Annotated in this window: 28 protein-coding genes; 18 read left to right on the top strand and 10 right to left on the bottom strand. The window is 66.5% G+C overall.

The window, feature by feature from the left end; genetic code table 11:
* The gene (locus VEIS_RS28125) at positions 1–174 is read left to right on the top strand and encodes a hypothetical protein (RefSeq protein WP_157048374.1); all 174 of its coding nucleotides are present in this window, start codon (positions 1–3) and stop codon (positions 172–174) included.
* Entirely contained in the window at positions 171–1,403 is a 1,233-nt protein-coding gene (locus VEIS_RS02730; RefSeq protein WP_011808356.1) for an HDOD domain-containing protein, read from the top strand. Before VEIS_RS28125 ends, VEIS_RS02730 begins: the two co-directional genes overlap by 4 nt.
* A 400-nt stretch (positions 1,404–1,803) precedes the next feature.
* Here VEIS_RS02730 and VEIS_RS02725 read toward each other — a convergent pair whose 3' ends face one another.
* From VEIS_RS02725 to VEIS_RS02705, 5 genes are all read right to left on the bottom strand, one after another.
* Positions 1,804–2,733 carry a hypothetical protein gene (locus VEIS_RS02725; RefSeq protein WP_011808355.1) on the bottom strand — a complete coding sequence of 310 codons (930 nt, stop codon included), beginning with the start codon at positions 2,731–2,733 and terminating at the stop codon, positions 1,804–1,806.
* Positions 2,730–3,299 carry a DUF6932 family protein gene (locus VEIS_RS02720; RefSeq protein ID WP_011808354.1) on the bottom strand — a complete coding sequence of 190 codons (570 nt, stop codon included), beginning with the start codon at positions 3,297–3,299 and terminating at the stop codon, positions 2,730–2,732. Before VEIS_RS02720 ends, VEIS_RS02725 begins: the two co-directional genes overlap by 4 nt.
* Before the next feature lie 97 nt (positions 3,300–3,396).
* Positions 3,397–3,603, bottom strand: a complete 207-nt coding sequence (locus tag VEIS_RS28120; RefSeq protein ID WP_157048373.1) for a hypothetical protein — start codon at positions 3,601–3,603, stop codon at positions 3,397–3,399.
* Between the two features lie 99 nt (positions 3,604–3,702).
* Positions 3,703–4,302, bottom strand: a complete 600-nt coding sequence (locus tag VEIS_RS02710; protein WP_011808353.1) for a type IV toxin-antitoxin system AbiEi family antitoxin domain-containing protein — start codon at positions 4,300–4,302, stop codon at positions 3,703–3,705.
* Positions 4,303–4,481: 179 nt separating this feature from the next.
* Positions 4,482–4,661 (bottom strand): hypothetical protein, encoded by a 180-nt coding sequence (locus VEIS_RS02705; protein WP_157048372.1) that lies wholly within the window; start codon positions 4,659–4,661, stop codon positions 4,482–4,484.
* A gap of 170 nt (positions 4,662–4,831) precedes the next feature.
* On the opposite strand from VEIS_RS02705, the gene VEIS_RS02700 reads away from it, so the two are divergent.
* The 4 genes from VEIS_RS02700 to gshA all read left to right on the top strand — a co-directional run bounded on the left by VEIS_RS02700 (position 4,832) and on the right by gshA (position 9,110).
* Complete coding sequence (locus tag VEIS_RS02700) at positions 4,832–5,575, top strand: MlaE family ABC transporter permease (protein ID WP_232287909.1); 744 nt, start codon at positions 4,832–4,834, stop codon at positions 5,573–5,575.
* Positions 5,576–5,585: 10 nt separating this feature from the next.
* Positions 5,586–6,611, top strand: a complete 1,026-nt coding sequence (locus tag VEIS_RS02695; protein WP_011808351.1) for an MlaD family protein — start codon at positions 5,586–5,588, stop codon at positions 6,609–6,611.
* Positions 6,608–7,273 (top strand): hypothetical protein, encoded by a 666-nt coding sequence (locus VEIS_RS02690; protein WP_041949764.1) that lies wholly within the window; start codon positions 6,608–6,610, stop codon positions 7,271–7,273. The genes VEIS_RS02695 and VEIS_RS02690 overlap by 4 nt, the downstream gene beginning before the upstream one ends.
* 313 nt (positions 7,274–7,586) lie before the next feature.
* Positions 7,587–9,110, top strand: a complete 1,524-nt coding sequence (gene gshA, locus VEIS_RS02685; RefSeq protein WP_011808349.1) for a glutamate--cysteine ligase — start codon at positions 7,587–7,589, stop codon at positions 9,108–9,110.
* Positions 9,111–9,231: 121 nt separating this feature from the next.
* Here the strand turns inward: gshA and VEIS_RS02680 are convergent, their stop codons facing one another.
* A complete protein-coding gene (locus tag VEIS_RS02680) occupies positions 9,232–10,383 on the bottom strand; it encodes an ABC transporter substrate-binding protein (RefSeq protein ID WP_011808348.1) in 1,152 nt (383 codons plus the stop codon).
* 42 nt (positions 10,384–10,425) lie between these two features.
* Positions 10,426–11,580 carry an ABC transporter substrate-binding protein gene (locus VEIS_RS02675; protein WP_011808347.1) on the bottom strand — a complete coding sequence of 385 codons (1,155 nt, stop codon included), beginning with the start codon at positions 11,578–11,580 and terminating at the stop codon, positions 10,426–10,428.
* Positions 11,581–11,732: 152 nt separating this feature from the next.
* Between VEIS_RS02675 and VEIS_RS02670 the strand changes: the two genes are divergently transcribed.
* The 4 genes from VEIS_RS02670 (at position 11,733) to VEIS_RS02655 (ending at position 15,469) form a co-directional block, all read left to right on the top strand.
* The gene (locus VEIS_RS02670; protein ID WP_041949763.1) at positions 11,733–12,155 is read left to right on the top strand and encodes a hotdog fold thioesterase; all 423 of its coding nucleotides are present in this window, start codon (positions 11,733–11,735) and stop codon (positions 12,153–12,155) included.
* A gap of 113 nt (positions 12,156–12,268) precedes the next feature.
* Positions 12,269–13,639 (top strand): MFS transporter, encoded by a 1,371-nt coding sequence (locus VEIS_RS02665; protein WP_011808345.1) that lies wholly within the window; start codon positions 12,269–12,271, stop codon positions 13,637–13,639.
* On the top strand, positions 13,636–14,136 hold the full coding sequence (locus tag VEIS_RS02660; RefSeq protein ID WP_011808344.1) for a GAF domain-containing protein: 501 nt from the start codon (positions 13,636–13,638) through the stop codon (positions 14,134–14,136). Before VEIS_RS02665 ends, VEIS_RS02660 begins: the two co-directional genes overlap by 4 nt.
* A gap of 85 nt (positions 14,137–14,221) precedes the next feature.
* Positions 14,222–15,469: a metal-dependent hydrolase family protein gene (locus VEIS_RS02655; RefSeq protein WP_011808343.1), complete on the top strand. Its 1,248-nt coding sequence runs from the start codon at positions 14,222–14,224 to the stop codon at positions 15,467–15,469.
* A gap of 69 nt (positions 15,470–15,538) precedes the next feature.
* On the opposite strand, the gene VEIS_RS02650 is transcribed toward VEIS_RS02655, so the two are convergent.
* Together VEIS_RS02650 and VEIS_RS02645 are read right to left on the bottom strand one after the other, a co-directional pair.
* On the bottom strand, positions 15,539–16,534 hold the full coding sequence (locus tag VEIS_RS02650) for a PfkB family carbohydrate kinase (RefSeq protein WP_011808342.1): 996 nt from the start codon (positions 16,532–16,534) through the stop codon (positions 15,539–15,541).
* 143 nt (positions 16,535–16,677) lie between these two features.
* Entirely contained in the window at positions 16,678–17,628 is a 951-nt protein-coding gene (locus VEIS_RS02645) for an IS110 family RNA-guided transposase (protein ID WP_011808093.1), read from the bottom strand.
* A gap of 229 nt (positions 17,629–17,857) precedes the next feature.
* Between VEIS_RS02645 and VEIS_RS02640 the strand changes: the two genes are divergently transcribed.
* Positions 17,858–18,871: a sugar ABC transporter substrate-binding protein gene (locus VEIS_RS02640; protein ID WP_011808341.1), complete on the top strand. Its 1,014-nt coding sequence runs from the start codon at positions 17,858–17,860 to the stop codon at positions 18,869–18,871.
* A 30-nt stretch (positions 18,872–18,901) separates the two neighbouring features.
* Here the strand turns inward: VEIS_RS02640 and VEIS_RS02635 are convergent, their stop codons facing one another.
* Entirely contained in the window at positions 18,902–19,183 is a 282-nt protein-coding gene (locus VEIS_RS02635; RefSeq protein WP_232287823.1) for a type II toxin-antitoxin system Phd/YefM family antitoxin, read from the bottom strand.
* A 327-nt stretch (positions 19,184–19,510) separates the two neighbouring features.
* Between VEIS_RS02635 and VEIS_RS02630 the strand changes: the two genes are divergently transcribed.
* The 7 genes from VEIS_RS02630 to VEIS_RS02600 all read left to right on the top strand — a co-directional run bounded on the left by VEIS_RS02630 (position 19,511) and on the right by VEIS_RS02600 (position 26,559).
* The gene (locus VEIS_RS02630; RefSeq protein WP_011808339.1) at positions 19,511–20,524 is read left to right on the top strand and encodes a sugar ABC transporter substrate-binding protein; all 1,014 of its coding nucleotides are present in this window, start codon (positions 19,511–19,513) and stop codon (positions 20,522–20,524) included.
* 165 nt (positions 20,525–20,689) lie between these two features.
* Positions 20,690–21,658 carry an ABC transporter permease gene (locus VEIS_RS02625; protein WP_011808338.1) on the top strand — a complete coding sequence of 323 codons (969 nt, stop codon included), beginning with the start codon at positions 20,690–20,692 and terminating at the stop codon, positions 21,656–21,658.
* On the top strand, positions 21,658–22,482 hold the full coding sequence (locus VEIS_RS02620; protein ID WP_011808337.1) for an ATP-binding cassette domain-containing protein: 825 nt from the start codon (positions 21,658–21,660) through the stop codon (positions 22,480–22,482). Before VEIS_RS02625 ends, VEIS_RS02620 begins: the two co-directional genes overlap by 1 nt.
* A 52-nt stretch (positions 22,483–22,534) precedes the next feature.
* Positions 22,535–22,987 (top strand): RbsD/FucU family protein, encoded by a 453-nt coding sequence (locus VEIS_RS02615; protein ID WP_011808336.1) that lies wholly within the window; start codon positions 22,535–22,537, stop codon positions 22,985–22,987.
* A 52-nt stretch (positions 22,988–23,039) separates the two neighbouring features.
* Positions 23,040–24,272, top strand: coding sequence for an ROK family transcriptional regulator (locus VEIS_RS02610; protein ID WP_011808335.1), 1,233 nt, complete (start codon positions 23,040–23,042; stop codon positions 24,270–24,272).
* 347 nt (positions 24,273–24,619) lie between these two features.
* Positions 24,620–25,567 carry an SGNH/GDSL hydrolase family protein gene (locus VEIS_RS02605; RefSeq protein ID WP_011808334.1) on the top strand — a complete coding sequence of 316 codons (948 nt, stop codon included), beginning with the start codon at positions 24,620–24,622 and terminating at the stop codon, positions 25,565–25,567.
* 26 nt (positions 25,568–25,593) lie between these two features.
* Positions 25,594–26,559, top strand: a complete 966-nt coding sequence (locus tag VEIS_RS02600; protein WP_011808333.1) for a threo-3-hydroxy-L-aspartate ammonia-lyase — start codon at positions 25,594–25,596, stop codon at positions 26,557–26,559.
* The last annotated feature ends 44 nt before the right edge of the window (positions 26,560–26,603 follow it).

Genomic DNA, 26,603 nt, shown 5'->3' with positions numbered 1-26,603 from the left:
GTGTCGCGTCACCGGTCAGATGTCGTAGGCTGCGCGCAGCCATCGGAGCGCAGCGCAAGGCGCATCGCGCAGCCCATACCGAGCGTATTGGCAAGCGATGCAACGCCGCGATGCGCTTCGATGGCCAGCGCGGACCGACAGATGATCGGTGACGCGACACTAGAGGGCATATGAGCGCCTGCGTACTTGGCTCCCTGGCGCTGGGCTACCACCCGCTGTGGAACCGCGCCCGCCAACTCGCCGGCATGGTGCTGTATGCCACGGCCATGGCCACGGATGAGCCGGCCCCACCGGCCGCCGGCGCCCATCTTCTGCGCACCTTGCAAGACCTGTGGTCGGCCCGCTCGCCGCCGTTATTGATTTGCGCGCAGACGCGCCCGCTGCTCGATGACCTGCTCGAACAGGCTGCGCCCGGCGCGCCCTCGATCGCGGTGCGCGGCGACTGGTTGTCCGACCCGGCCTTGTGCGCGCGCGTGCACGCGGCGCGGCAGCGCGGGCTGCGGCTGGTCTGGCGCGGCGGCCTGGGCCAGTTCCCGCAGGCCGGGCTGGCCGACTGCTTCGAATGCAGCCTGCTGACGCTGCGCCCCAAAGACGCGGTGGCGGCATGGCAGACGGCGCGCGCAGCCGACCCGGCGCGCCCGGCGCTGGCCGGGCATATCTGCGAGCACATCACCCACCGCGCGCTGATGGCCCATTGCCTGGACCACGACCGGGCGCAGGCGCTGGCCGGCTGGCCGGCCCAGGACATACTGCGCCGCCTGCAGCACCGCCGCGCGCAGCAGCCCGCGCAGGCGGTGATCCTGAAACTGTTGCAGGCCATAGACGCCGAGCAGTCGCTGGAGACCTTCGAGGACATCCTGGGCGAAGACCCGTTGCTCGCTTACCGCTTCCTGGCCAGCGCCAACTCGGCCGCGCTGGACCTGCGCACCGGCATCTCCTCGCTGCGCCGGGGGCTGGTGATGATGGGCTGCCTGGCGCTCCGGCGCTGGCTCGCCGAGCTACGGCCCGACGCCAGCACCGACCCCGACATGCAGCCCGTGCGGCGCGCCATGGTGCTGCGCGCCCGGCTCGCCGCCGGACTGCTCGACACCGGGGTCGGCAACGAACTGCGCAGCGACATCTACCTGTGCGGCCTGCTCGCGCAACTGGACCAACTACTGGGCGAACCGCAGGACAGCATCTTGCGCCGCCTGCCGTTGTCCGAGCGCATCCACCAGGCCACGGTGCTGCGCACCGGCCCCTACAGCGCAGGTCTGCAAATGGCCTGCGCGCTCGAGGGCGACGACGCCAGCGCCATCGGCCCGCTGTGCGCCACCTTCGCCATGGAACTGGAACAGGTCAACCGCACGCTGCTGCGCGTGCTGTCCGGCCAGGAAGTCCCGGCGCCTGCGCCCGGGCATTGACCGCGCTGGCGCCCCGGGCCGGGCAGCGCCACCGGGGCGGCCCCGCGCATGGCACGACGCATGGCATGGCCCTGGTCGCACACGCAGAATGAGCGGGAACCCCGCGTGTCATGCGGGAAGCACAAATGAAAACGCCCAACCGAGAACGGTTGGGCGCTGAATAGTGGTGGTGGATTCTCCCGCAACCTTGAACCCGTTATCTCCAACAATGCCGAAACATCCCCATAGGAGTGGGTTTCGGCGTAAAGAGCAGGGACATATGCGTGACCCGCTGATGCTCCCATTGTGCTAATCGTGCCGAGGACTTGGCTTTCCGACCGACTTCAGACCTGAATGCGTGGCCATCAACTTGGCATCACTGCCTGTCTGACAGCGCCTGCGCTCTCGCGTCAATTCGCCCTTAACTGCTCGCAGGCACCGCATCCGCAGCCCATTGTGGAATCTGTGTCAGGAGGAAGCGCGGGCGACCATTGCCAACCTGCGTTCGCATAGCCTCAACGCGAACACGCTGGTGCAGGTGATCGTTGAGCATTTCCACGTCGCCCACTTTGGGCGAAATTTTGCCGTGCACGATTTCGTCGCTGCCTGACAGCTTGAACTCGAAGCTGCGTGCCACCGGCAGCACGCCGACGAATTCGCCCTCTAGCATTTCCTGACTTTCGCGCAGGTTGTCGGCGGCCAGACGATCCAGACTGCGTCGCACCTGTCCGGGGTCAGCGAAGCGCATGGCCTTGTCGCCGTATTGCAGGGTGCAGATGGCTTCGTTGTCGGCCAGCACGCGCAGGAAACCACGCACCTTGTCCAACGCGCGAGGGTCGGTTTCCGAGGCGATGTCGGCCAGTTCGTCGTCCTGCCCCAACGTGGCTTGCAACAGGCTCTGGGTGCGATCCAGTGCGACGGCGACGGCGCTTTCGTCATCCAGCAGTTCCTGCGCGCGGTATTCCTCCAGTTCGAAACCAAACGAGCCGACAGCGGTGTTGGTGATCAGCAACTGGTTCTGGTCGCGGTTGGGAATCGGGCCCATCGCCGCCAAAGGCGCGGACAGGGATGCAGCCACGGTCGCCACCGCGTCGGTGAAACTGCTCACGGCCTTCATGCCGAAGTCGGCAAAGATGCCGTGGCTGCCGATCACCGGCAGGCCGTTGAAGGTCAGGCGGGCACGGGCAGGACTGCGCCCGTCCGCAGGCAAAGCCGCCAGTTCGGCTTCGATATTACGCAGCCGCGCTTCGTCGCTCATCCGGGTCAGGAGCGCCGTGGCGGGGGTTTTTGCCAGCATCCGCTTAACGGTTTCGCGCTCGGCCAGCAGGAAATTGCGTTGGTCTGTGTTCATGGCTGCGCCCCCAAAGCGTCTTGCTGATTCAAATAGTCGGTGGCCTGCTGGTCGTGTGCCGGGTTCAAGTTGATTTCAAGATACCCTTTCCAAGCCTGATTGCGGCGGTGCGACCACATGCTGTACCAGTAGGCACTGCGTTCGACCAGTTCATTGGCAGGCAAGTTCAGCTCAACGAAGTAGCTGTCCACGCGGAAAGCCTGCTTGACCGCCTGATTGTCCAGCGCAGCAATTTGCTGTTGTGTTAGCGCAAAACCGGCAGGTGAATTCAGGAACGTGACCACATCCATGTCCTGCGGTGGACGGTTTTCCAGCGTTTCCACTTGCTCCAGAAAGCTGCCGTCGAGCCATTGGAAGCCATCGGTCAGGCCCATGCCGTGCAAGGCTGCGCGATAGCCCAGCCAGCCGCGCAGGATTTGCCGACGCTCCGGCGAGGTGGCGAAGCGCACCATCACATCCGTCAGCACCACGCGGTACGGCGAACGCTCGACACTGGTCGGGTTCAGCACGTCGATGGGCGGCAGCAAACCCTGCGGATTCCAAGCGGGGATGGCGACGGTGGTCATGCGATGGTTTCCACGGGTTCGGGTTCTTCGATTTTCACCGGCATCTTGCCGGTGAGCAGATCTTGCATCAGGCCGAATTTCTGAGATTTCAACCTGCTCAACACAGTCCCTTCCGAGGGTAACTGTCGTGGTGCATCCGCTCTAGTGTCGCGTCACCGATCATCTGTCGGTCTGCGCTGGCCATCGAAGCGCATCGCGGCGTTGCATCGCTTGCCAATACGCTCGGTATGGGCTGCGCGATGCGCCTTGCGCTGCGCTCCGATGGCTGCGCGCAGCCTACGACATCTGATCCGTGACGCGACACTAGCACGCAAGCGCGTGATCAGCAGGTTGAAGTCCAGCTTTTCGGCACGGGCCTTGTTGAGCCACCGGGCGCGAACCGACGCGGCGATGTTGCGTTGGTTCATGCAAGGCTTTCCAGATAGGGGCGCATCACGTTGGCGACGCGGTCGATCTTGGCGTAGTGCCAGATCTGGTCGCTGGTCATGCGCTTGGCACTCCATGCCTCACGCAGCGCCTCCAGCGCCACGTCGAGGCCGATCTTGTTGCGGTACTTGAAGCAATCGGTCACCGTCTTGGCGACGCCAGTGACGCAGACGGGGACGCCGTCCACGACGTGCTCCTCGACGCCTTCGGTCAGCGCCGCGCCGGAGAAGCGCACGAGGCGCAGCGGCGGGTAGTCCAGCTTCGGCGTGGCCGCCTTGTTGTCGATGGCCAGCCAGACCGCGAACGGGGCCTGCGTCGTCAGGTCATGAAAACGCAGCGCCGACAGCAGGCACACCACACCTTTGGGCACGCGCCGAGCGACCTCGGCCAGCGCGCCGTGTGCCGACACGGGCCGTGCCGTGAGGCCATACAGCCCGCGCCCGATGCGCTCCAGTTGCCCGCGCCGCACCGCCCGCGTCAGGGCCACCCGTGGGATGCCCAGCGGGGCCAGCGCGTTGGGGCGCACCAGTCCCTGCGTGCGCACCAGTTCCAGCAGCTTGTCGGCGGTCGTATCCATGATCCAGTATATTGTTCCATAATATCGGCAAATGTCAATAACAACCGATGAATAGCAACCCGCGCCACTGGGCGCGCACCCCGAACCGTGGCGACCTCATGGATCGGGTGTGCAGCGAGGAGAGTTGCGCCATTCGCGGCGCAGTTCCCTCGTGCCGGTGAACCATTCGAATAGCGATGTCAGCTACGCCAATCCTCAAACGCGCTGTAGTTCGGTCGCCCCTTTGCCCGGTTCATCTTGCCAAGGATCGTGGCATCGATTCGCTGACGCAAAAAGGCGACGTCGTCGTCGAAGCGTTCTTCCCCAAGCAATTTCCACGAGGTACCGAACTTTCGTTTGAGCGCTTGGTGGATGGCCATGTATTTGTAGTTGCATGGCATCGCATCGCATCGCGGCCGGGACGGACTGAATGAACGGGCTGAGCGGGCCGCCATGCCATCGCTATGATCCGGCCATGGCCTGGCTGATCTCGCTGACTTCGCTGGTGGCGCGCTTGCCCGGTCGCGCCGGGCCTGCGCGGGTGGGGCACATGGCGCGGCGCTGGGCGCTGGCATGGTGGCGCATCTTCTACCTGGGGGCCGTGGTGCTGGTGCTGGCACTGTCGCCATCGAGCTACGGCCCGGGCCGGCGCCAGGCGCTGGCGCGCCGGTTGTATCTGGACACGGCACCGGTGCTGCCGGGCTTTACCGTGCTGGCGGCCTTGATCAGCCTGGTGCTCACGCGCATCGTGGTGGTCACGGCGCTCAGCTATGGCCTGTCGCGCTATGCGCTGGAGATGGTGATCCGCGTGCTGGTGCTGGAACTGATCCCGCTGACCGCCGCGTTGTTCGTGGCCATGCGCTGCACCATTGGCCATGGCGCGCAGTTGGCGCAATTGCGCCAGTCGGGCCAGCTCGACGCGCTGGCCCGGCAGGGGCTGGACCCGGTGCGCACCGAGTTGCTGCCCCGCGCCATTGCCGGGGTGTTCGCCTGCGTGACGCTGGCAGCGCTCAGCAGCGTGGTGGCGCTGGTGCTGGTCTATCTCGGCGTGTATGGCTTGAACGGGGCGGGGCTGCCCGGCTACACGCGCATGTTCGGCCAGGTGTTCTCGCCCGGCGTGACGCTGGTGCTGGCGCTCAAGACCTTGTTCTTCAGCCTGGCCGTGGCGCTGATCCCGATGGGCGCCGGCCTGTATGACAGCGCCCGGCCCGATTCGGAACTGGGCGGCCTGGTGCGCATGTTTGCCGTGCTGCTGCTGATCGAGTTGGCATCGCTGATGGGCAACTATTACTGACCACGGCCCGATGAACGAGCACGCAACGCCACCACCGGCCCCACCGGCGAGCGAATCCCTGCGCCCCGTGGCCTGCCTGGAGCTCAAGGCGGCGGCGCTGCTGCTGTTCACGCTGCTGCTCATCGTCGGCTCCGGGCTGTACCTGTTGTACGCCCGGGGGGTGTTCGAGCCTACGCAGACCGTGATCCTCACCGCCGATGACTCCGAAGGCGTGGTGGTCGGCATGGACATGACGTTCTCGGGCTTCCCGATCGGCCGCGTGCGCCGCATCGAACTGGCCAGCGCGGGCCACGCCCGCATCCTGGTGGACGTGCCGCGCAAAGACGCGCACTGGCTGCGCACGTCGAGCGTGTTCACCCTGGTGCGTGGCCTCGTGGGCGGCGCCAACATCCGGGCCTACTCCGGCATCCTCAGCGACCCCCCGTTGCCCGACGGCGCCGAGCGGCCGGTGCTCGGCGGCGATGTCGGGGCCGAGGTTCCCCGGCTGCTGTCTGCGGCGCGCGATCTGCTGAACAACCTCAGCGCCCTGAGCGCGCCCGACGCCGCCCTGGGCAGCAGCCTGGCGCAGATCAAGACGCTGACCGAGCGGCTGAACGGCCCCGATGGCGCGCTCGGTGTGCTGCTGGGCAATGCGGCCGATGCCCGCCAACTGCTCGCGCTGCTCGAGCGCAGCAATGCCGTGCTGGCCCGGCTCGATGCGCTGCTCGCCAGAATCGACGGCATGGCCGCGCGGGCCGACCGGCAATTGCTCGGCAGCGATGACGACAAGGACAGCAAAGACGCGCTGCTGCCCGCGCTGCGCGCCAGCGCGGCCCAACTCGACGGCCTGCTGGCCGACACCCGGGCCAGCCTCGGACGGGTCGACGCCGTGCTGCAAGAGGCGCAGGCGATAGGCGCCAACGCCCGCGAAGCCACGACCGACCTGGGCGCATTGCGCGCCCAGGTGCAGAGCAACCTGAGCAAACTCGAGGGGCTGATCAACCAGATCGGGCGCCAATGGCCTTTTGCGCGGGATACGGAACTGAGCTTGCCATGAAGCGACATGGGCTGCGATCGGCACTCGCCAGCGCTGCGTTGGCGCTGGCCGCCTGCGCCAGCCAGCCGCCCGTGCCCGACTGGCAAATCAACGCCCATGGGGCTGCGCAAAAGGCCATCGAGGCCTATCTGTCTGGCGACGCGCGCGTGGAACAGCTCGAATGGGAGCGCTCGCGCGCCGAAATCGCCCGCACCGGCCGCCCCGAACTGCTGGCGCGGCTGGAGTTGCTGCGCTGCGCGGCCCAGCTCGCCAGTCTGGTGCTCCAGGCGTGCGACCGCTTCGAGGCGCTGCGCCCGGATGCCGCTGCGCCCGAGCAAGCCTATGCCGACTATCTGGCCGGCCGGCTGCCCCCGGCGCACGCCGCGTTGCTGCCCCCGGCGCAGCGCAAGCTGGCCGCGACCGGCGACGCCCGCGCCTTGGCCGACATCGCCGACCCCTTGTCGCGGCTGGTGGCCGCCGGCGTGCTGTTGCGCACCGGGCGCGCCAGCCCGGCGCTGATCACGCTGGCCAGCGACACCGCGTCGGCCCAAGGTTGGCGCCGGCCGCTGCTGGCCTGGCTGCTGCTGCAATTGCAGCGCGCCGAAGCGGCCGGAGACGCCGAAGCGGCCGCCGCGCTGCACCGGCGCATCACCATCGTCGGGCAGGGCGCTGCGCTGCGGTAGAGGGCTGGCCGCGACGCAGCCCCCCGGATCGTCTGGCGCAGGCAGGGACCCCAGGCGGGCAACGGGGGGCAACAGGCGCCAAAGGGGCCGAAGGTGCCAAAAGTGCCGAAGATGCCAATGGGCACCAGTAGCTGCCAATGGACGCCAGCAGGTGGTCGATGGGCGATGGGCGCCCATCGGCAAACCCGACACCCGTGGCCGGTGCATGATTGACCGGCACCACCCCGGGTCACCTGCGGCCAGGCGGCGCGCCAGCCTGCTCCGTGCTATGTTCCGGGCCGACTAAAAGCGATGGCGATGGGACTGTAAAAACATGAGCACCTTGCAAGACAGACTGGCCGCTTACCCGGCGGATGCCCTGAGGGGAATGCGCTGCGGCATAGAAAAAGAGGGCCTGCGGGCGCTGCCCTCCGGGGGGCTGGCCCTGACGCCGCACCCGCTGGCCCTGGGGTCGGCACTGACCCACCCGCTGATCACCACCGACTACAGCGAGTCGCAGTTGGAACTGATCACCGGCGCGCACCGGGGCGTGCAGCAATGCCTGGACGAGTTGACCGAGGTGCACCAGTTCGTGCACCACACGCTCAAAGACAGCGGCGAGTTGCTGTGGGCCTCCAGCATGCCCTGCGGCCTGCCCACCGATGAAACCATTCCGCTGGCGCGCTATGGCAGTTCCAACATTGGCCGCGCCAAGAGCGTGTACCGCATGGGACTGGGCCATCGCTACGGCCGGCGCATGCAGACCATCTCGGGCATCCACTACAACTGGTCGCTGCCCGGGGTGGACAGCGGGCAGTACTTCGCGCTGATCCGCAACTTCCGCCGCCACGCCTTCGTGCTGCTGTACCTGTTTGGCGCATCGCCGGCGCTGTGCCCCTGTTTCGTGCAGGGGCGCGAGCATCGCCTGCAGCAGATGGCCGGCGGCAATGCGCTGTACCTGCCGCACGCCACCTCGCTGCGCATGGGCCGGCTGGGCTACCAGAGCGAGGCGCAGGCCCGGCTGGCGGTGAGCTACAACGGCCTGCAGGGCTATGCCGACTCGCTGCACGAAGCGCTGACCCAACCCTATCCGGCCTATGAGAGCGTGGGCCTGCGCAACCCGGGCGGCGACTACAACCAGTTGGGCACCAGCCTGCTGCAGATCGAAAACGAGTTCTACGGCAGCATCCGCCCCAAACGCAGCGTGCGCACCGGCGAGCGCCCGCTGCATGCGCTGCGTGAGCGCGGGGTGGAGTATGTCGAAGTGCGGCTGATGGACCTGGACCCGTTCGTGCCCGTCGGCATCACGGCCGCCACCATGCGCCTGCTCGACGTGTTCCTGCTGCACTGCCTGCTGTCCGACAGCCCGCCCGACACGCCCGAGGAAATCGCCGAACTCCAGCACAACCAGCAGCTGGCCGCCGAGCGCGGCCGCGAGCCCGGCCTGCGCCTGCAACGCAACGGCCACAGCCTGCCGCTGACCGACTGGGGCGCCGAACTGCTGGCCGCCTGCGCGCCGCTGGCCGCAGCGCTCGATGCCAGCCACGGCAGCGACGACTACGGCGCGGCGCTGCACGCCGCCCGCGCGCTGATGACGGCGCCTGCCAGCACCCCGTCGGCCCGCGTGCTCGATGCCATCGAACGGCGGCACGGGTGCAACTTCGAGGACTTTGCCCGCCGGCAGTCGATCGCCGCGCGCGACCTGCTGCTGGCCCTGCCGTGGAGCGCCGGGCAGCAGGCGCGCTATCTGGCGCTGGCCGACGAGTCGGTGGCCGCGCAAAAAGCCATCGAGGCCGCCGACACGTTGCCGTTCGAGGCATGGCGCGAGCAGTACATGGCGGTGGCCGGGCTGGGTTGATGGCAACCGCCTCGGGTCGCCTGCGGCTGCCATCCCCGTCCACCCCAGCGGACGACGCCACAACGGCCGGGCGTGGGCCGGGCGCGTTTCGTGCGCCCTGGAAAACCGATCGGGCTGCGTCTCAAGTCAGGAAACGCCCGGTACCGCTGAACACCCCCAGGTCTACGAAGCGCGAGCCGACATAGGGCGGCTGGCTGGCGTAGTCGATGACGAAGCCGCCCATGTCCCAGTTGCGGATGCTGGCCAGCGCATCGCGCAGCTTGGCGCGGGTCAGTGCGGCACCGGCGCGCTCCAGGCCCTCGGCCAGCACGCGCAGGTTGATGTAGGTCTCCAGGCTGCGCTGCGTGAACACCCGGTGGTTGCTGGCGCGCATGGCGCTTTGGTAATCGCGCACCAGCGGGATTTTGGCCAGGTGCGCGTCGGGCACGACCATGGTCACCGCAATGCCGCTGCCGGCTTTGCCGAGCTGCTTGATCTCGTCGCCGCTGAGCGCCACGCTCGTGCCCGCCATCAGCAGGCCCGGATGGTTTTTCTTCAGGCCGCGTACCAACGCGACCGATGCCGAGCCTACGGTGGCCAGCAGCACGGCTGCCGGACGGGCTTGGGCCACCTTGTCCAGCACTTCGCCGAGGTTCTTGCCGTCGACGGTCAACGCCGCCTGGACCTGCGGCTTGATGCGTTGTTCGGCCATCGCATGCGTGGCGTCTTCCAGCAATTCACGGCCAAAGCCGTTGTCCAGAAACACCACGCCCACGCCGGTCAGCCCCATGCCCGCCAGGCGCTGCACCAGACGGCGTATTTCGTCGGTGTAACTGGCGCGCACATGGAACACGTTGCGCAAGCTTTTGCGCAGCGACGAGGCGCCGGTGAGCGGCGCCACATAAGGGATGCCGGCCTCTTCGACCAGCGGCAAGAGGGCCTGGTTGTTCGGCGTGCCAGCGCACGAGAGCAGCACGAAGGCATTGCCCTGGGCGATCATCTGCTTGACGTTGTCGACCGTGCGCTGCGGCACATAAGCGTCGTCCGTGATGTTCAGTTGCAGCATTCGGCCAAAGATGCCGCCGCGCCGGTTGATATGTGCCACGGCCGCCTCCATGCCCAGCCTGGAGTCGTGGGTAAGGCCCGCCAAGGGGCCGCTGACGGGAGCGGAGCAGCCAATGCCGAGCGTCTTGCTGGTCACGCCGCTTTCCTGCGCCGACGCATTGCGCATCAGCCCGGGGGCGGCCAAGGCGGCGGAACTGAACGCGAAGGTGACCAACGGACGGCGCTGCATACTGCCTCCTGAAAAAGGCACGCGCGGTGCCGAAAGTGCGTCTCAAGCCAGGAAGCGCCCGGTACCGCCGAACACCCCCAGGTCTACGAAGCGCGAGCCTACGTAGGGCGGCTGGCTGGCGTAGTCGATGACGAAGCCGCCCATGTCCCAGTTGCGGATGCTGGCCAGCGCACTGCGCAGCTTGGCGCGGGTCAGGTCGGCACCGGCGCGCTCCAGGCCCTCGGCCAGCACGCGCAGGTTGATGTAGGCCTCCAGGCTGCGCTGCGTGAACATCTGCTCGTTCCTGGCGCGCATGGCGCTCTGGTAATCGCGCACCAAGGCAATCTTGGCGAGGTTCGAGTCGGGCACGACCATGGTCACCGCCAAGCCGCTGCTGGCACTGCCGAGCTCCTTGAGATCATCGCCGCTGAGCGTCACGCTCGTGCCTGTCATCAGGATGCCCGGATGGTTTTTCTTCAGGCCGCGTATCAGTTCTACCGATTCCAGGCCCGAGGTGGCCAGCAGCACGGCAGGCGGGCGGACTTCAGACACCTTGGCCAGCACTTCGCCGAGGTTCTTGCCGTCGATGGCCAGTGCCACCTGGAGCAGCGGCTTGATTTGTTGCTCGGCCATCGCGCGCGTGGCGTCTTCCAGCAATTCACGGCCAAAGCCGTTGTCCAGAAACACCACGCCCACGCCGGTCAGCCCCATGCCCGCCAGGCGCTGCACCAGGCGGCGTATTTCGTCGGTGTAACTGGCGCGCACATGGAACACATTGCGCGAGCTTTTGCGCAGCGACGAGGCGCCGGTGATCGGCCCCACGTAAGGGATGCCGGCCTCTTCGAGCAGCGGCAAGATGGCCTGGTTGTTCGGTGTGCCAAAGCACGAAAGCAGCACGAAGACATTGCCCTGGCTGATCATCTGCTTGACATTGTCTGCCGTGCGCTGCGGCACATAGGCGTCGTCCACCAGGCTCAGTTGCAGCGTGCGGCCAAAGATGCCGCCGCGGCCGTTGACATGCGCCACAGCCGCCTCCATGCCCAGCCTGATGTCATGGCCAAAGCCGGCAAAGTGGCCGCTCAGGGCGGTGGAGCAGCCGATGCCGAGGGTCTTGCCGGAGATGCCGCTTTCCTGCGCCCATGCATTGCGCATGAACCCGGGAGCGGCCAGAACGGCGGCGGCGCTGGATGCGAGGGTGACAAACGGACGACGCTGCATACTCCCTCCTGGGCAAGGCACTAGTGGCAAACTCTCTCTCCTCCGGTACGCGCGAGCATTTTCAGTATATCGGCCGCGCAAGCCGTAATCCCGGGGAAACCCTTGATTTAATGTGACCTGTTGTGTCGTACCGATCCCTGACAGAGAACCCCATGCCGATCTGGAAAAAACCCTTCGACCTGAGCCTGCTCAATGCCTCCAACCATGGCACTGCCGCCCGGCACCTGGGCATAGAGATCATCGAAATGGGCGATGACTTCGTGCGCGGCCGCGTGCCGGTCGACCACCGCACCAAGCAGCCATTCGGGCTGCTGCACGGCGGCGTGAGCGTGGTGCTGGCCGAATCGCTGGGCTCCGTCGGCGCCTACTACGCCAGCCCCGAGGGCCACAGCGCCGTGGGCCTGGACATCAACGCCAACCACCTGCGCTCTGCCCGCAGCGGCTGGGTCACGGGCCAGGCGCGGCCGGTGCACCTCGGGCGCAGCACCCAGGTCTGGCATATCGACCTGGTCAACGAAGCCGACGAACTGATCTGCGTCTCGCGCCTGACCATGGCCATCCTGGCGCCGCGTTAGCCGTTCGCCGTTCGCCGTTAGCGGGTGTGACCCATGAACATTGCCACGATGACCATCCAGCACCCGGCCGCCACCGGGCCGATTCAGAAAAACTCCACGCGCGAGGTTTACCCATGAGTGCCGTATCCGCCCGCATCGAGCGCCTGCCGTTCGGCAAATACCACCGCCACCTGCTGCTTCTGGGCGGCCTTGGTTACGCCTTCGACGCCATGGATGCTGCCGTGATCGCCTTTGTGCTGCCGGTTCTGAAAAGCAGTTGGCAGTTGGATGGCCCCCAGCTAGGCATCGTGGCCAGCGCCAACTTCATCGGGTTTTTCTTTGGCGCGCTGTCCGCCGGTGCCCTGGGCGACCTGATCGGGCGGCGCCGCATCATGATGTGGGCGCTGGTGGTGTACTGCGTTGCCTCATTCTTTAGCGCAATGAGCAACGAGTGGGGCATCTTCATCGCCCTGCGCATCATCGCCGGCATAGGCACCGGCGCCGAGAGCGCGATCATTGCCCCCTACCTGTCCGAATTCGTACCCAGGCGTTATCGCGGCATTTTCACCGGCGCCTTGGCGGGGTTTTTCTCCTTCGGCTTCATTGCCGCCGCCCTGTTGGGGCGCTACATCATCACGCCGGATTTCGAGCAAGGCTGGCGCGTCGTCATCCTCATTACCTCCACCCCGGTGCTGATGCTGCTGTGGTGGCGCCGCCGCTTGCTCGAATCACCCCGCTGGCTGGAAAGCCAGGGGCGCACCGACGAAGCGCTGGAGGTCGTCGCCAAAATGGAGCAGCAGGTCATGCGCGAGTTTCCCGTGCTGCCGCAAGTCGATGCCGAAGAACTCGACACCCCGCCGCCCGTGGTCAAGCAGGAAAGCCTCTTTGCCAAATACGCCTTCCTGCTGTCGAAAAAGCTGCGGCCCATCACCATCATGACCTGGTGCATGTGGCTCTCGATCACCTTTTGCTACTACTCCTTCTTTTCCTGGATACCCACGCTGCTGATTCAAAATGGCATGACCCTGACCAAGAGTTTCACCTACGCGCTGGTGATGTATATCGCCCAGACCCCGGGTTATTTCTCCGCCGCCTGGTTCAATGAAAAAATCGGCAGGCAAGCCACCGTCGTCAGTTACATGGTCCTCGGCAGCCTGGCCGCCATTGGCATGGCCTACGCCCGGTCCGACGCGCAGGTCATGACCATGGGCATCTTGCTGTCTTTCTTCATGAATGGCGCCTATGCCGGCATCTATGCCTATACGCCCGAAGTCTTTCCCACCCATGTGCGCACCATCGGCACCGGGCTGGCCTCGGCCATCGGGCGCATCGGCGGCATCACGGCGCCGATCATGGTCGGCTTCACCTACGAAACTTATGGATTCATCGGCGTGTTTGGCGCCACCACCGTCATTTTGTTCCTCGGTGCCGGAGCGGTGTTGATCATGGGCATTCCCACCAAGGGAAAATCGCTGGAACAAATCGCAGCCTCGAAACTTTCATGAGCCATTTCCTCGACCCCCTGTTGCTGCTGGCTGACGCGCAAGCGCAGCAGCAACAGCCGCAAGCCTGCTTTCAAGCCATCGACCAGGCGCTCGCCGCAGCGATCGGGCACCGGCTGTTCACCATCCTGGCCTACCACCCGCAGGCCAGGGAATCGCAGCGCATCTACACCAGCCAGCCCGCGGCCTACCCCGTGGGCGGGCGCAAGCCCGTTACCGGCTCGCCCTGGATGCAGCAAGTCATCCACCAGGGGCAGCCCTATATTGGCTATCAGCGCCAGGACATCATCGATTCCTTTTACGACCATGAATTGATCTTCTCGCTCGGCTGCGCCAGCGTATTGAATATCCCGGTACGCTGGCGTGGGCAGACCTGGGCAACGGTCAACCTTTTGCACCAGGAGAACTGGTATCAGCCCAGCCATATCCCACTGTCCCGCAGCGTCGCGCAAATGCTGTTGCCCGCGCTGCTATTCCCAAGGATGACGGAGGAAGGCTGAAGGAGAAAGGCCGTCCCGCGCAGGCATGAACTTCAGCCTTTATCCTTCCAACTCCATCCTTGCATCAAGTCAGGAGATTCCCCCCATGAGCAATATCACCATCATCAAGAATGCGCACATCCTCAATCCACCCTATCAGGATGTGCACGGGCCTTGCGACATCGTGATCGAAGGCGAATACATCAAGGAGATTGCCGAGCGCCCCGTCGCCATGGATGGCGCCCGGCTGATCGATGTGCAGGGGCGCACCGTGATGCCGGGCCTGATCGATTTGCATGTGCACACCAATGCGGTCGAAGTCAATCTCGGCAAGCAATCGAGCATGCCCAACGCGCTGGTGACCTTGCGCAGCGCGGGCTTGATGAGCGCCATGCTGCGGCGCGGCTTTACCACCGTGCGGGACGCTGGCGGTGCCGGTGACCCGATGAAGCAAGCGGTGCAAATGGGGCTGATTCAAGGGCCGCGGCTGTTCGTCAGTGGCCGCGCGTTGAGCCAGACCGGAGGGCATGGCGACATGCGTGGCCGCTCTGATTTTCTGGCGGCATCAGAGTGCGCCTGCTGCGTGCGCGCCGGCGCCCTGGCGCGGGTTGCCGATGGCGTGGATGCCGTGCGCCGGGCGGTGCGCGAAGAATTTCAAATGGGCGCCGATCAAATCAAGATCATGGCCTCCGGGGGCGTCGCCTCGCCGACCGACCCCATTGGCGCGATCGGCTACAGCGAAGAAGAAATCCGCGCCATCGTCGATGAAGCGCAGCGCCAAGGCAGCTATGTGCTGGCGCATGCCTACACCGCCCAAGCCATTACCAGAGCCGTGAACTTCGGCGTCAGAACCATCGAGCACGGCAACCTGGTCGATAGCGCCGCCGCCGCCGCCATGGCGAAACAGGGCGCTTACGCCGTGCCCACACTGGTGACTTACGATGCCCTGGCCACCGAAGGGGAGCAATACGGGCTAGGCCCGGAAAGCCTGGAAAAGCTGCTGCGGGTGCGCGATGCCGGCTTGGGGTCGCTGGAGATTTTCAAGGCAGCGGGCGTCAAAATGGGTTTTGGTTCCGACCTGCTAGGCCCCTCGCAGCGCCTGCAAAGCGAGGAATTCCGCTTGCGTCGCCAAGTGCAGTCGGCAGCAGAAGTGCTCACGAGCGCCACCTCCATCGGCGCCGAAGTGCTCGATATGCGCGACCGCCTCGGCCTCCTGGCAGCGAACGCCTGGGCGGATCTGCTGGTCGTGGATGGCAACCCCTTGCGCGACATCGGCTGCCTGCTTGGGCAGGGGGAGAAGATACCGCTGGTGATGAAGGCGGGGGTGGTGGAGTTCAATACGCTGGGAGGCTGAGCAGGCGGACGGCTGAAATTCCTGCCACCACGGGGCAGTTTTCCGCCTTCCGCGTTCATCCTTACTCGTTCAGCCTTCGAAGTCGTTGTCGGCCATGCGCTGCTTGACCTCGGCGCGCGTCGGGGGCGCGCAGCCGGCCCGCTGCACGCACAGGCTGGCGCTGACCAGCGCATGTTGCAGCACGGCGCGCAGGTCTGGCTCGTCCATCGGCGCCAGCGGGCTGGGCACGGCGCGCTCCAGCAAGGCAGCGATCAGCCCGGCCAAAAAGCAATCCCCGGCACCGACGGTGTCCACCACATCCACCGGCCTGCGCTCGCGCGCCTGGCAGGCGCCGCCGCCGCGTTGCAGCAGCATCGCGCCCCGGGCACCCAGCGTCAGCGCCAGCCATTGTGCAGGGGTGGATTGCAGCAGTTGCTGCGCGCGCCCGATCACACTGACGCCGGGCACCTCCAGCGCCTCCAGGTCGTCGTCGCTGACCTTGATCAGGTGCGCGTGCTGCAATGCCTGGTGCACGTTGGCGCGGTAGCTGTCGGCGTCGCCCGCAGCGGACAAGCGCAGATTGGCATCTACCACCACCATGCGACCGGCAGCGCGCTGGGCCGCCAGCCAGGGCTGGTACTTGGCCGCGTCTGGCGCCACCAGGGCCAGACAGCCCGTGGCCACGATCTGCAAGCGCGGTTGCGCTGCGCAGGCGGCGTTCAATGCCTGGGCCGTGATGGCGCGATCGGCCACGCCGTCGCGGTAGAAGCCATAGCTGGCCTTGCCAGCGCCATCCAATGCGGCCAGCGCCAGCGAGGTGGGCAGCGCCACCGGCTCGGGGACGGCCAGCGCCACGGCGGCAGCGCGCAGGCCCTGGGCCAACTGGCGGCCAAGCCGGTCGGCAGACAGCGGGTTCAGGTACAGCGTGCCCACGCCCTGCAGGCCCAGCGCGCGCGTCAGGTTGTAGACTGCACCGCCGGCGCAGGGCCGCAGGCGCCCGTCAGGCTCTTCGATCAGGTCGAACAAGGCCTCGCCCGCCGTGGCGACCTGGACATCGGGCTGGGCAGTGCGGCTAGGGAAAACCATCGTTGAATCGAATTGATTTATCAAGTTGCCGGCGACTATAGTGCCATCCCATCCCCCCGACAAGGGTGTGCCCGCCAGCGGCCAGGCCCGCTCTGGCAGGAATGCCCCCGAAGCAAAATCAGCAACCATCTTGAATGACAAAGTCAAACCGCTTCAGCAAGCTCGTTGCGCCAAGGCGACTTGGTGCGAGCGATGGCGTTCAAGATGACCAACAACTTGTGCATGCAGGCGACCAGAGCGACCTTTTTGGGCTTGCCGGCGGCCAGCAGCCTTGCATAGAAGGCTTTGAGCACGGGATTGAAGCGCGTGCCTACCAAGGCGGCCACGAACAGCACGCGGCGCACGTCGGCGCGACCACCGAAGATGTGGCGCTGCCCACGCAGCGTGCCCGAGTCCCGATTGATGGGGGCCAAGCCCACCAGCGAGGTGATCTGCTTGCGATTGAGCTGGCCCAACTCGGGCAGTTGCGCCAGCAGCGTGCTGGCCGTGGTGGGACCCACGCCCTTGACCGAGGTCAGCAAGGCCGCCAGATCGGCGTGGTGTGCCAGGACATGCTCCTTGAGCTGCCCGTCCAGGTCGTTGAGTTGCTCGGCAATGGTAGCCATGATCCGCAGGATGCTGGGCTTGGCCTTGGGATGTGCCAGGGCCAGTCGCTGGCGTTCGGCCACCAGCATGGCCACGAGTTGGCGGCGGCGCACCACCAGGGCGGTCAACTCGCGCTGCTGCTCGTCGGCCAGCATGCGCGGCTCGTGACCCTGGGCGTCCAGCAAGGCTGCAAAGCCGCGCAGCGCCTGCGCATCGATGCGATCGGTCTTGGCCAGTTTGCCCATGCAGCGGGCAAAGTCGCGTGCTTGGCGCGGATTGATCACCGACACACGCAAGCCTGCCGCGGACAAGGCAAGCGCCAGGTCCTGCTCGTAGCCGCCAGTGGCCTCCAGCAGCACCAGGCGCGGCGACAGCGGCGCCAGCAGTTGGCACAACTGGGCATGCCCGGCCTCATCGTTGCCAAGACTGAAGGTCTGTGCTTGACCAGTGGTGGCCACCTCGAAGGTGCGCTTGGCCACGTCGATACCTACATAAACGGGTTCACTCATACAAGTCCTGTGGCTCCCAGCCTTATGAATACGAAATGTGTTCGGTCAACCATTCGGGATGCGGCAGAACAAACAGACCACCACCGTGCGCCCTGGGCTGAAATTCGAGCTCGGGCTCGCAGGAGACACAGGCTGCACGGTGGTGAGTCAACCAGTTCAGCAATCAAGGCTGGCAACCACGCCTTGACCACTGAAGTTTGAATGATCTGAAAGATATAAGGAGACCATCATGCTGCAACGCCCCGCCACTGTCGTTCTTTCTGCCCTCGCCCTGTCGGGCGCCCTGGTCTGCGCCCTGGCCCGGGCCGCCGACGCGCCTGTGATCGGCCTGATCACCAAGACCGAAACCAACCCCTTTTTCGTGAAGATGAAAGAAGGCGCCGTCGCCGAGGCGAAAAAACTCGGGGCCAAACTGCTCGCCACCGCCGCCAAGGCCGATGGCGACAACGCCGGCCAGGTGACGGCGCTGGAGAACCTGGTGGCTGCCGGGGCCAAGACCATCCTGATCGCCCCGAACAACGCCCAGGCCATCGTGCCGGCGATCAAGAAGGCCCGGGCCAGCGGCGTGATGGTGATTGCGCTGGACAGCCCCACCGATCCGATGGATGCCGCCGACGCCTTGTTTGCCACCGACAACTACAAGGCCGGTGAACTGATCGGCTTGTACGCGAAGGCGGCGATGGCGGGCAAGAAGCCGGTCATCGCCATGCTCGATCTGTATCCGGGCCACCCGGTGGGCGCGCAGCGGCACAACGGTTTCCTCAAGGGTTTTGGTCTGCCGACCCTCGAGGCCGACAGCAATGAACTGGCCCGTCCGCCCGAGGTGGTCTGCATGGCTGACAGCTTTGGCGACCGCACCAAGGGCCAGACCGCGATGGAAAACTGCCTGCAAAAGAACCCCGACATCAACCTCCTGTACACCATCAACGAACCCGCAGCGGCCGGCGCCCATAAGGCATTGAAAGCCGCAGGCAAGGAAAAGAACATGCTCATCGTGTCGGTGGACGGCGGTTGCGCCGGCATCGCCGATGTCGGCCGGGGGGTGATTGCCGCCACCAGCCAGCAGTACCCGCTGCGCATGGCGGCCATGGGCGTGGCGGCAGGCGTCGAGTACGCCAAGACCGGCAAGAAGGCCAGCGGCTATACCGACACCGGCGTGACGCTGATTGCAGCCGAGCCGCAAGCCGGCGTGGACAGCCAGGACGTGAAGACCGGCGCCAGCCTGTGCTGGGGCAAGAAGTAAACGACGACGGCCCCCGCCGTCAGACGCCGATCAAAGCCGCGCCATTCGCATCCAGGACAAGCGCTTGTCGGCCCATGATTTGGCAGCTTTTCTGCGTGCCTTGAACTCGGACACGACATCCTCTTGCGAAATCCGCAAGGCGGACATCATGGCGTGCAGTTTGGCCGCCGCCTCTGCCAGTGCGTCAAGTTCCGTCTGGTTGCGGCCAGGGCGCGCCGGGATGTAAAAGCCGATGGTTTCCCCATGGCGAGTGATCGCCAGTGGCGATGCCAACTCCAGGTGCGCAGGCAAATGTGCCCGGAATTCTTTCACGCCAACCCTGGTTTCCAGGGTGCGCCCTTTGTGCGCTCTGGTGTACACACAATGGCGCAAAAGTCCTCAACGGTGGCGCGGCAGCGCCAAGACAGGTGCGGGCAAGCCCAGACCGCTACGACCGCTGCCACCAGCCTGGCGCACGGTTTTGCCCGTTTTCTGAAGCGACCCCGGCTAGGGAAAACCATAACTAAACCGACTTGATTTATTAAATCGCCGGCGCCTATAGTGCGGTCGCATCCACCCGGCAAGGGTGCTTGCCTGCCAGCGACAGGCTCCGCCCTGGCAGGGATGCCTCCGGCAAAACCAGATGAAAAGGAGACCAACATGCTGCAACGCCGCCCCGCTGTCGTTCTTTCTGCCCTCGCCCTGTCGGGCGCCATGGTCTGCGCCCTGGCCCGGGCTGCCGACGCGCCTGTGATCGGCCTGATCACCAAGACCGAAACCAACCCCTTTTTCGTGACCATGAAAGAAGGCGCCGTCGCCGAGGCGAAAAAACTCGGCGCCAAACTGGTCGCCACCGCCGGCAAGGCCGATGGCGACAATGCCGGCCAGGTGACGGCGCTGGAGAACCTGGTGGCTGCCGGGGCCAAGACCATCCTGATCGCCCCGAACAACGCCCAGGCCATCGTGCCGGCGATCAAGAAGGCCCGGGCCAGCGGCGTGATGGTGATTGCGCTGGACAGCCCCACCGATCCGGTGGATGTCGTCGATGCCTTGTTTGCCACTGACAACTACAAGGCTGGCGAGTTGATCGGCCAGTACGCCAAGGCGGCAATGGCGGGCAAGAAGCCGGTGATCGCGATGCTCGATCTGCTCCCTGGCCACCCGGTGGGTGCGCAGCGGCACAACGGCTTCCTCAAGGGTTTCGGTCTGCCGACCCTCGAGGCCCACAGCAATGAACTGGCCCGCCCGCCCGAAGTGGTCTGCATGGCCGACAGCTTTGGCGACCGCACCAAGGGCCAGACCGCGATGGAAAACTGCCTGCAAAAGAACCCCGACATCAACCTTTTGTACAGCATCAACGAACCCGCAGCGGCCGGCGCCCATAAGGCATTGAAAGCCGCAGGCAAGGAAAAGAACATACTCATCGTGGCGGTGGACGGCGGTTGCGCCGGCATCGCCGATGTCGACCGGGGGGTGATTGCCGCCACCAGCCAGCAATACCCGCTGCGCATGGCGGCCATGGGTGTGGCGGCGGGCGTCGAGTACGCCAAGACCGGCAAGAAGGCCAGCGGCTATACCGACACCGGCGTGACGCTGATTGCAGCCAAGCCGCAAGCCGGCGTGGACAGCCAGGACGTGAAGACCGGCGCCAGCCTGTGCTGGGGCAAGAAGTAAAAGAGGCGAATCAGCGACTGCCGGCGTCGCCAGGCGCCGGTCAGCGTTGCGCCAGCGACGCCCGCCCGGCAAGGGGGTGACCAACGACGGCTTGGCCACGCCCGTTGCGCAGCGTCTGCCGGCGCGCCATGCACCCGTTTCACCCGCGCCCGGAGCCACCCCCACATGCCATCGATCACTTTCCGACGGCCGCCGCAGGTCACACTGGCCACGCTCGGTCCCTTCATCGCGCTGATTCTGGCCTGCGCCTTTTTTGCCTCGCAGAGCGAGCGCTTTTTGTCGGCGCAGAATTTCTCGCTGATCCTGCAACAGGTCATGGTGGTGGCGGTGATCGCGATCGGCCAGACGCTGGTGATCCTGACCGCCGGCATCGACCTGTCCTGCGGCATGGTGATGGCGCTCGGCAGCATCGTGATGACCAAGATGGCGGCCAGCCACGACCTGTCCGCCCCGCTGGCGATAGCCTGCGGCATCGCGGTGACGGTGCTGTTCGGTCTGGTCAACGGCCTGTTGGTCACCAAGATCGCGCTGCCGCCATTCATCGTGACGCTGGGCACGATGAACATCGCGTTTGCGATCACGCAGTTGTACTCGGACGCGCAGACCATCACCGACATCCCCGAGGGCATGACCCTGCTGGGCGGCACCTTCGTGCTGGGCCAGACCGCCATCGTCTGGGGCGCGGTGCTGATGCTGGCGCTGTACCTCATCGTCTGGTTTGCGCTGCGCGAGACCGCCCCGGGGCGCCATGTCTACGCCGTGGGCAACAACCCCGAGGCCACGCGCCTGACCGGCATTGCCACCGACCGGGTGCTGCTCGGTGTGTACATGCTGGCCGGCCTGTTCTACGGCATCGCCGCGCTGCTGTCGGTGGCCCGCACCGGTGCCGGCGACCCGAACGCGGGCCAGACCGAGAACCTCGACGCGATCAGCGCCGTGGTGCTGGGCGGCACCAGTCTGTTTGGCGGGCGCGGCATGATTCTGGGCACGCTGGTGGGGGCGCTGATCGTGGGCGTGTTCCGCAACGGGCTGACGCTGATGGGCGTGTCTTCGGTCTACCAGATCCTGGTCACCGGCATCCTCGTCATTTTGGCCGTGGCCACCGACCAACTCTCACGCCAAGGGGTGCGCTGATGGATGCCTTCGCCCCTGCCCACACGGTGCACGCGGCAGCCGGCGCTGCGCCGGTGCTGCAAGCCAAGGGCCTGGTCAAGCGCTATGGCCAGGTCATTGCGCTCGATGGCGCCGACTTCGAACTGCGTGCCGGCGAGATTCTGGCCGTGATCGGCGACAACGGCGCGGGCAAGTCGAGCCTGATCAAGGTGCTCTCGGGCGCCATCATGCCCGACGCGGGCGAGATCCTGCTCGACGGCCAGCGCATACAGTTCAAAAGCCCCATCGATGCGCGCAAGGCCGGCATCGAGACGGTGTACCAGGACCTGGCCGTGGCCCCGGCGATGACGATTGCCGAAAACCTGTTCCTGGGCCGCGAACTGCTCCGCCCGGGCATCCGGGGCAGCCTGCTGCGCATGCTCGACAAAAAGAAGATGCGTGCCGCCAGCGCGGCGCGCCTGGCCGAGCTCAAGGTCGGCATCCACTCGATGACGCAGGCCGTCGAGACCCTCTCGGGCGGCCAGCGTCAATGCGTGGCCGTGGCGCGCGCCGCAGCGTTTGCGCGCCATGTGGTGATCATGGACGAGCCCACGGCGGCGCTGGGCGTCAAGGAAGGCCGCATGGTGCTGGAACTGATCTGCCGCGTGCGCGACCAGGGCCTGCCGGTGATCCTGATCAGCCACAATATGCCTTATGTGTTCGAGGTGGCCGACCGCATCCACATCGCCCGGCTGGGCCGGCGTGCCGCTGTCGTCCAGCCGAAAAAAATCAGCATGAGCGACACGGTGGCCGTGATGACCGGCGCCATGCCGGCCAGCGAACTGCCGCCTGAATGCCTGGCCTGAACGCCTGTCAGCGGCCTGCGCTCTTTTTGTCTGACCACGCACCGGGAAACCCATGCTCAAAGGAATCGACCCCCTGCTCAGCCCCGACCTGCTCCGGCTGCTGGCCGAGATGGGGCATGACGATGCGCTGGTGCTGGCCGACGCCAACTTCATTGCAATGCGGCCGGGCGCCGGCACACCGGTGCTGCGCCTGCCCGGCGTGGGCCTGGTGCGCGCGCTACAGGCCGTCACCAGCCTGCTGCCGCTGGCCGAAGACATACCGCACCCGGTGGCCTACATGCAGGTCGGCGGCACCGAGCCGCCGTACCGCTCGGCGCTGCAGCGTGAAGCCGTCGCGCTGCTGGCCGGCCTGGGTCTCGATAGCGGGCAGGCCGAGGGCGTGGAACGCTTTGCGTTCTACGAGCGCGCGCGCAAGGCTTACGCCATCGTCGTCACCGGCGAGTTGCAGCCCTGGGGAAATTTCATTTTGCGCAAAGGCGTGATCTGCGCCAGCCTGCGCCCCTGAGCGCTGTGCCGCTGTGCCGCTGGTTTCTTCCTGACACGCCCGCCGCGCCCCGATGGCCATGCCGCTCGCCGACGCAAGCGCCGCCGAACCCGCCTTGCTGCGCCAGCGCGGCTCCAACCATGTCGGGCTGCGCCAGTTCAACGAGCGCGTGGTGTTGCAGGCGCTGCGCACCCACGGCAGCCTGGCCAAGGCCGAGATCGCGCGCGTGACCGGCCTGACCGCGCAAGCCATCGGCCTGATCGCGGCGCGGCTCGACGACGAGCAATTGCTGCGCCGCGAAGCGCCGGTGCGCGGCCGCGTCGGGCAGCCCTCGGTGCCGATCGGCCTGAACCCCGATGGCGCCTTTGCCGTCGGCATCAAGATCGGCCGGCGCAGCGCCGACTGGCTGCTGGTGGACTTCAGCGGCCAGGTGCGCGCGCGCATCCGGCTCGACTACGCCTTCCCCGACATAGACCAACTGCTGCCCGCCATTGGCCGCCACTTGAACCAACTGCTCGACGGCCTGGGGCCGCTGCGCGCGCGCGTGGTCGGCGTGGGCCTGGCCGCGCCGCTGAAACTCGGCGGCTGGCACCGCATGCTGGGGCTGAGCGCGGCGCAGTCGCAGGCCTGGAACAGCATCGATCTGACCGGGCAGGTGCAGCAAATGACCGGTCTGCCCGTGCGCTTTGCCAAAGACACCGCCGCCGCCTGCGTGGCCGAGTTGCTGCAAGGCCGAGGGCGCGACATCCCGAGCTTTCTGTACCTGTTCATGGACACCTTCGTCGGCGGCGCGCTGGTGCTCGACTCGCACCTGCACCGGGGCCTGCACGGCAACGCCGGCGCCGTGGCCTCGCTGCCGCTGGCCGTGGCGCAGCCAGACAGCGCCGCAGCGCCCGAGCAGCTGATCAGACAGGCCTCGCTGTGGGAGCTCGAGCAGCGCCTGCGCGAGCAGGGCCTGGACCCGATGGCCGCCTACGACGAGCGCGTGCTGCAAGCGCCCTGGGCCGCGCACAGCCGGGCCTGGATCGCCAGCGCCGCCAGCGCGCTGGCGCATTGCATCGTCTCGGCAACGGCCTTTCTCGACCTTGATGCCGTGGTCATCGACGCCGCCACCACCGCCGACCTGCTGCAAGCCCTGGCCGAGCGCGTGCGCGCGCTGCTGCACGCCTACAACTGGGAGGGCCTGCACCCGCCCCCGCCGTTGGCGCTGGGCTCCATCGGCTCGGACGCCCGCGCGCTGGGCGGAGCGCTGCTGCCGCTGCATGCCTGCTTTGCGCCCGATACCGATATCTTTTTGAAGACCTGAACCGGCAGCGCCGGAACCGGAACGCTCCCCGGATGACCGTCGAACCGACAGCGCGGCGCTCGGCCATGCGGCCACGGCGTTGACAAAAGCGCGCTGCGCCCGCGACCTGCGCGGCATGTCATCTCGGGCCATTGTCGGGCCGTCCCGGGCCGTTGCCGGGCCGTCACCGGGGGCCGCGCGCAGCCGCACCCGCCGGGCCGGCGGGCGTGCCCGCCAAGGTTTTTTGCCTTCGCGATGCGCCCGACCAAGCCCGCGCCTGGCCGGGCATGCCGGTTCCGATCGCGCCCCATGCGCCCTGATGCGCCCACCATGCCTCGTTAAACTACCCCTCTTTCCTGGAGAAAAACATGGCAGCAAATTGGATGCGCCGCATGGTCGCCGCAGGGGTCTCGGCCGCATTGCTCACGGCTTGCGGTTCCAGCACCACCGAATCGGCCATTGCGCCGCAGCGCTTGATCGCGTTTGGCGACGCCATGAGCGATGTCGGGCAAAACGGCACGCGCTACACCGTCAATGACGGCAGCATCAACAACTGGACCTTGCAGATCGCGGCCAAATACGACAAGCCGCTGACCCCGGTCAGCGCCGGCGGCACGAGCTACGCAACCGGCAACGCCCGCATCGTGGCCAAGCCGGATGCGGCAGGCAACGCCAGCACCCGCACGCTGTCCGAGCAGATCGACAGCTTCCTGGCCAAGGACCGCTTTGCCAAGGACGACCTGGTGCTGATGAACGGCGGCCTGAGCGACCTGATCGCCGGCATGGCCGCCGTCAACCTCGGCACCCAGACCGAGGCCGCGCAGTTGGCCGCAGCGTTCCAGGCCGGCCAGGACATGGCCGCCCAGGTGCGCCGGCTGGTTGCCGCCGGCGCCCGCCATGTGCTGCTGACCGGCAGCTACGACCTGGGCAAGACCCCCTGGGCCAAGGTCATGGGGCGCGAAGCGGTGCTGGGCCGGGCCAGCAGCCGCTTCAACGAGGGCCTGCTGCTGGGCATCGTCGATCTGGGCGCGAACGCGCTGTATGTGGACTCGGCCTATTACGTGAACCTGTACACCGGCTCGCCGTCCAGCTACGGCTTCAACAATGCCACGGACGCCGTGTGCACCTCGGTGGACGCCAGCAACGGCATCGGCATCGGCCCGGGCCAGATCAACGCGGCCTTGTGCAACAGCGCCACGCTGCGGCCGGACGCCAAGCAAGACACCTATGTGTTTGCCGACTTCGTGCACCTGACCCCCTCGGCACAGCGCCAGTTCGGCACCTTCGCCTACGACCGCCTGCGCGCCCGCTGGTAAATCCATCCGGCAAAGGAACGCCCGCCATGCCCCCTGCCCTGCCCACCTATGACGATGTCGTTGCCGCAGCGGGCCGCATTGCCGGCCATGCGCACCGCACTCCGGTGCTCACCGCGCGCCGCATCGACGAAGTCTTTGGCGCCCGGCTGTTCTTCAAATGCGAGAACCTGCAACGCATGGGCGCGTTCAAGTTCCGGGGCGCGTTCAACGCGCTGTCCCGGTTCGACGCGGCGCAGCGCCAGGCCGGCGTGATCGCGTTCTCGTCCGGCAACCATGCGCAGGCCATTGCGCTGGCAGCGCGCCTGCTGGGTCTGCCGGCCACCATCGTGATGCCGCAGGACGCCCCCGCCAGCAAGATCGCCGCCACGCAGGGCTACGGCGCCAGCGTGCGCTTGTACGACCGTTACACGCAAGACCGCGAGCAGATCAGCCGCGCGCTGGCCGAGCGCGACGGGCTGACGCTGATTCCGCCCTACGACCACGCCGATGTGCTGGCCGGCCAGGGCACGGCCGCCAAGGAACTGTTTGAAGAAGTAGGCCCGCTCGATGCCTTTTTCGTTTGCCTGGGCGGCGGCGGTCTGCTGTCAGGCTCGGCCCTGGCCACGCGCGCGCTGTCGCCCCGGTGCAAGCTCTACGGCGTCGAGCCGGCTGCCGGCAACGACGGCCAGCAGTCGTTTCGCAGCGGCGCCATCGTGCACATCGACACCCCCCGGACGATCGCCGATGGCGCGCAGACGCAGCACCTGGGGCAGATCACCTTCCCCATCATCCGGCGCGATGTCGACGACATCCTGACCGTGACCGACGAGCAGTTGATCGACGCCATGCGCTTTTTTGCCGAGCGCATGAAGCTCATCGTCGAGCCCACCGGCTGCCTGGGCTTTGCGGCGGCGCACGCGCTGCGCAGCCAGCTTGCGGGCCAGCGCGTGGGCGTGCTGATCAGCGGCGGCAATATCGACATGGCGCGCTTTTGCGCGCTGCTGGCGCCGTGATTCCATTCCTGAAGCATCCGGGCACTTTGCCGGCGCCGCTTGCC

This window comes from Verminephrobacter eiseniae EF01-2 (genome assembly GCF_000015565.1).
GTDB lineage: Bacteria > Pseudomonadota > Gammaproteobacteria > Burkholderiales > Burkholderiaceae_C > Acidovorax > Acidovorax eiseniae.
The sequence above is the reverse complement of the archived record's forward strand: the minus strand, read 5'-3'. Positions and strand labels throughout refer to the sequence as shown.

Excerpts from the sequence above, each read along its gene's own strand:
- VEIS_RS02730 (WP_011808356.1), top strand. The coding sequence starts at position 171 with ATGAGCGCCTGCGTACTTGGCTCCCTGGCGCTGGGCTACCACCCGCTG.
- VEIS_RS02725 (WP_011808355.1), bottom strand. The coding sequence starts at position 2,733 with ATGAACACAGACCAACGCAATTTCCTGCTGGCCGAGCGCGAAACCGTT.
- VEIS_RS02720 (WP_011808354.1), bottom strand. The coding sequence starts at position 3,299 with ATGACCACCGTCGCCATCCCCGCTTGGAATCCGCAGGGTTTGCTGCCG.
- VEIS_RS02710 (WP_011808353.1), bottom strand. The coding sequence starts at position 4,302 with ATGGATACGACCGCCGACAAGCTGCTGGAACTGGTGCGCACGCAGGGA.
- VEIS_RS02705 (WP_157048372.1), bottom strand. The coding sequence starts at position 4,661 with ATGGCCATCCACCAAGCGCTCAAACGAAAGTTCGGTACCTCGTGGAAA.
- VEIS_RS02700 (WP_232287909.1), top strand. The coding sequence starts at position 4,832 with ATGGCGCGGCGCTGGGCGCTGGCATGGTGGCGCATCTTCTACCTGGGG.
- VEIS_RS02695 (WP_011808351.1), top strand. The coding sequence starts at position 5,586 with ATGAACGAGCACGCAACGCCACCACCGGCCCCACCGGCGAGCGAATCC.
- VEIS_RS02690 (WP_041949764.1), top strand. The coding sequence starts at position 6,608 with ATGAAGCGACATGGGCTGCGATCGGCACTCGCCAGCGCTGCGTTGGCG.
- gshA (WP_011808349.1), top strand. The coding sequence starts at position 7,587 with ATGAGCACCTTGCAAGACAGACTGGCCGCTTACCCGGCGGATGCCCTG.
- VEIS_RS02680 (WP_011808348.1), bottom strand. The coding sequence starts at position 10,383 with ATGCAGCGCCGTCCGTTGGTCACCTTCGCGTTCAGTTCCGCCGCCTTG.
- VEIS_RS02675 (WP_011808347.1), bottom strand. The coding sequence starts at position 11,580 with ATGCAGCGTCGTCCGTTTGTCACCCTCGCATCCAGCGCCGCCGCCGTT.
- VEIS_RS02670 (WP_041949763.1), top strand. The coding sequence starts at position 11,733 with ATGCCGATCTGGAAAAAACCCTTCGACCTGAGCCTGCTCAATGCCTCC.
- VEIS_RS02665 (WP_011808345.1), top strand. The coding sequence starts at position 12,269 with ATGAGTGCCGTATCCGCCCGCATCGAGCGCCTGCCGTTCGGCAAATAC.
- VEIS_RS02660 (WP_011808344.1), top strand. The coding sequence starts at position 13,636 with ATGAGCCATTTCCTCGACCCCCTGTTGCTGCTGGCTGACGCGCAAGCG.
- VEIS_RS02655 (WP_011808343.1), top strand. The coding sequence starts at position 14,222 with ATGAGCAATATCACCATCATCAAGAATGCGCACATCCTCAATCCACCC.
- VEIS_RS02650 (WP_011808342.1), bottom strand. The coding sequence starts at position 16,534 with ATGGTTTTCCCTAGCCGCACTGCCCAGCCCGATGTCCAGGTCGCCACG.
- VEIS_RS02645 (WP_011808093.1), bottom strand. The coding sequence starts at position 17,628 with ATGAGTGAACCCGTTTATGTAGGTATCGACGTGGCCAAGCGCACCTTC.
- VEIS_RS02640 (WP_011808341.1), top strand. The coding sequence starts at position 17,858 with ATGCTGCAACGCCCCGCCACTGTCGTTCTTTCTGCCCTCGCCCTGTCG.
- VEIS_RS02630 (WP_011808339.1), top strand. The coding sequence starts at position 19,511 with ATGCTGCAACGCCGCCCCGCTGTCGTTCTTTCTGCCCTCGCCCTGTCG.
- VEIS_RS02625 (WP_011808338.1), top strand. The coding sequence starts at position 20,690 with ATGCCATCGATCACTTTCCGACGGCCGCCGCAGGTCACACTGGCCACG.
- VEIS_RS02620 (WP_011808337.1), top strand. The coding sequence starts at position 21,658 with ATGGATGCCTTCGCCCCTGCCCACACGGTGCACGCGGCAGCCGGCGCT.
- VEIS_RS02615 (WP_011808336.1), top strand. The coding sequence starts at position 22,535 with ATGCTCAAAGGAATCGACCCCCTGCTCAGCCCCGACCTGCTCCGGCTG.
- VEIS_RS02610 (WP_011808335.1), top strand. The coding sequence starts at position 23,040 with ATGGCCATGCCGCTCGCCGACGCAAGCGCCGCCGAACCCGCCTTGCTG.
- VEIS_RS02605 (WP_011808334.1), top strand. The coding sequence starts at position 24,620 with ATGGCAGCAAATTGGATGCGCCGCATGGTCGCCGCAGGGGTCTCGGCC.
- VEIS_RS02600 (WP_011808333.1), top strand. The coding sequence starts at position 25,594 with ATGCCCCCTGCCCTGCCCACCTATGACGATGTCGTTGCCGCAGCGGGC.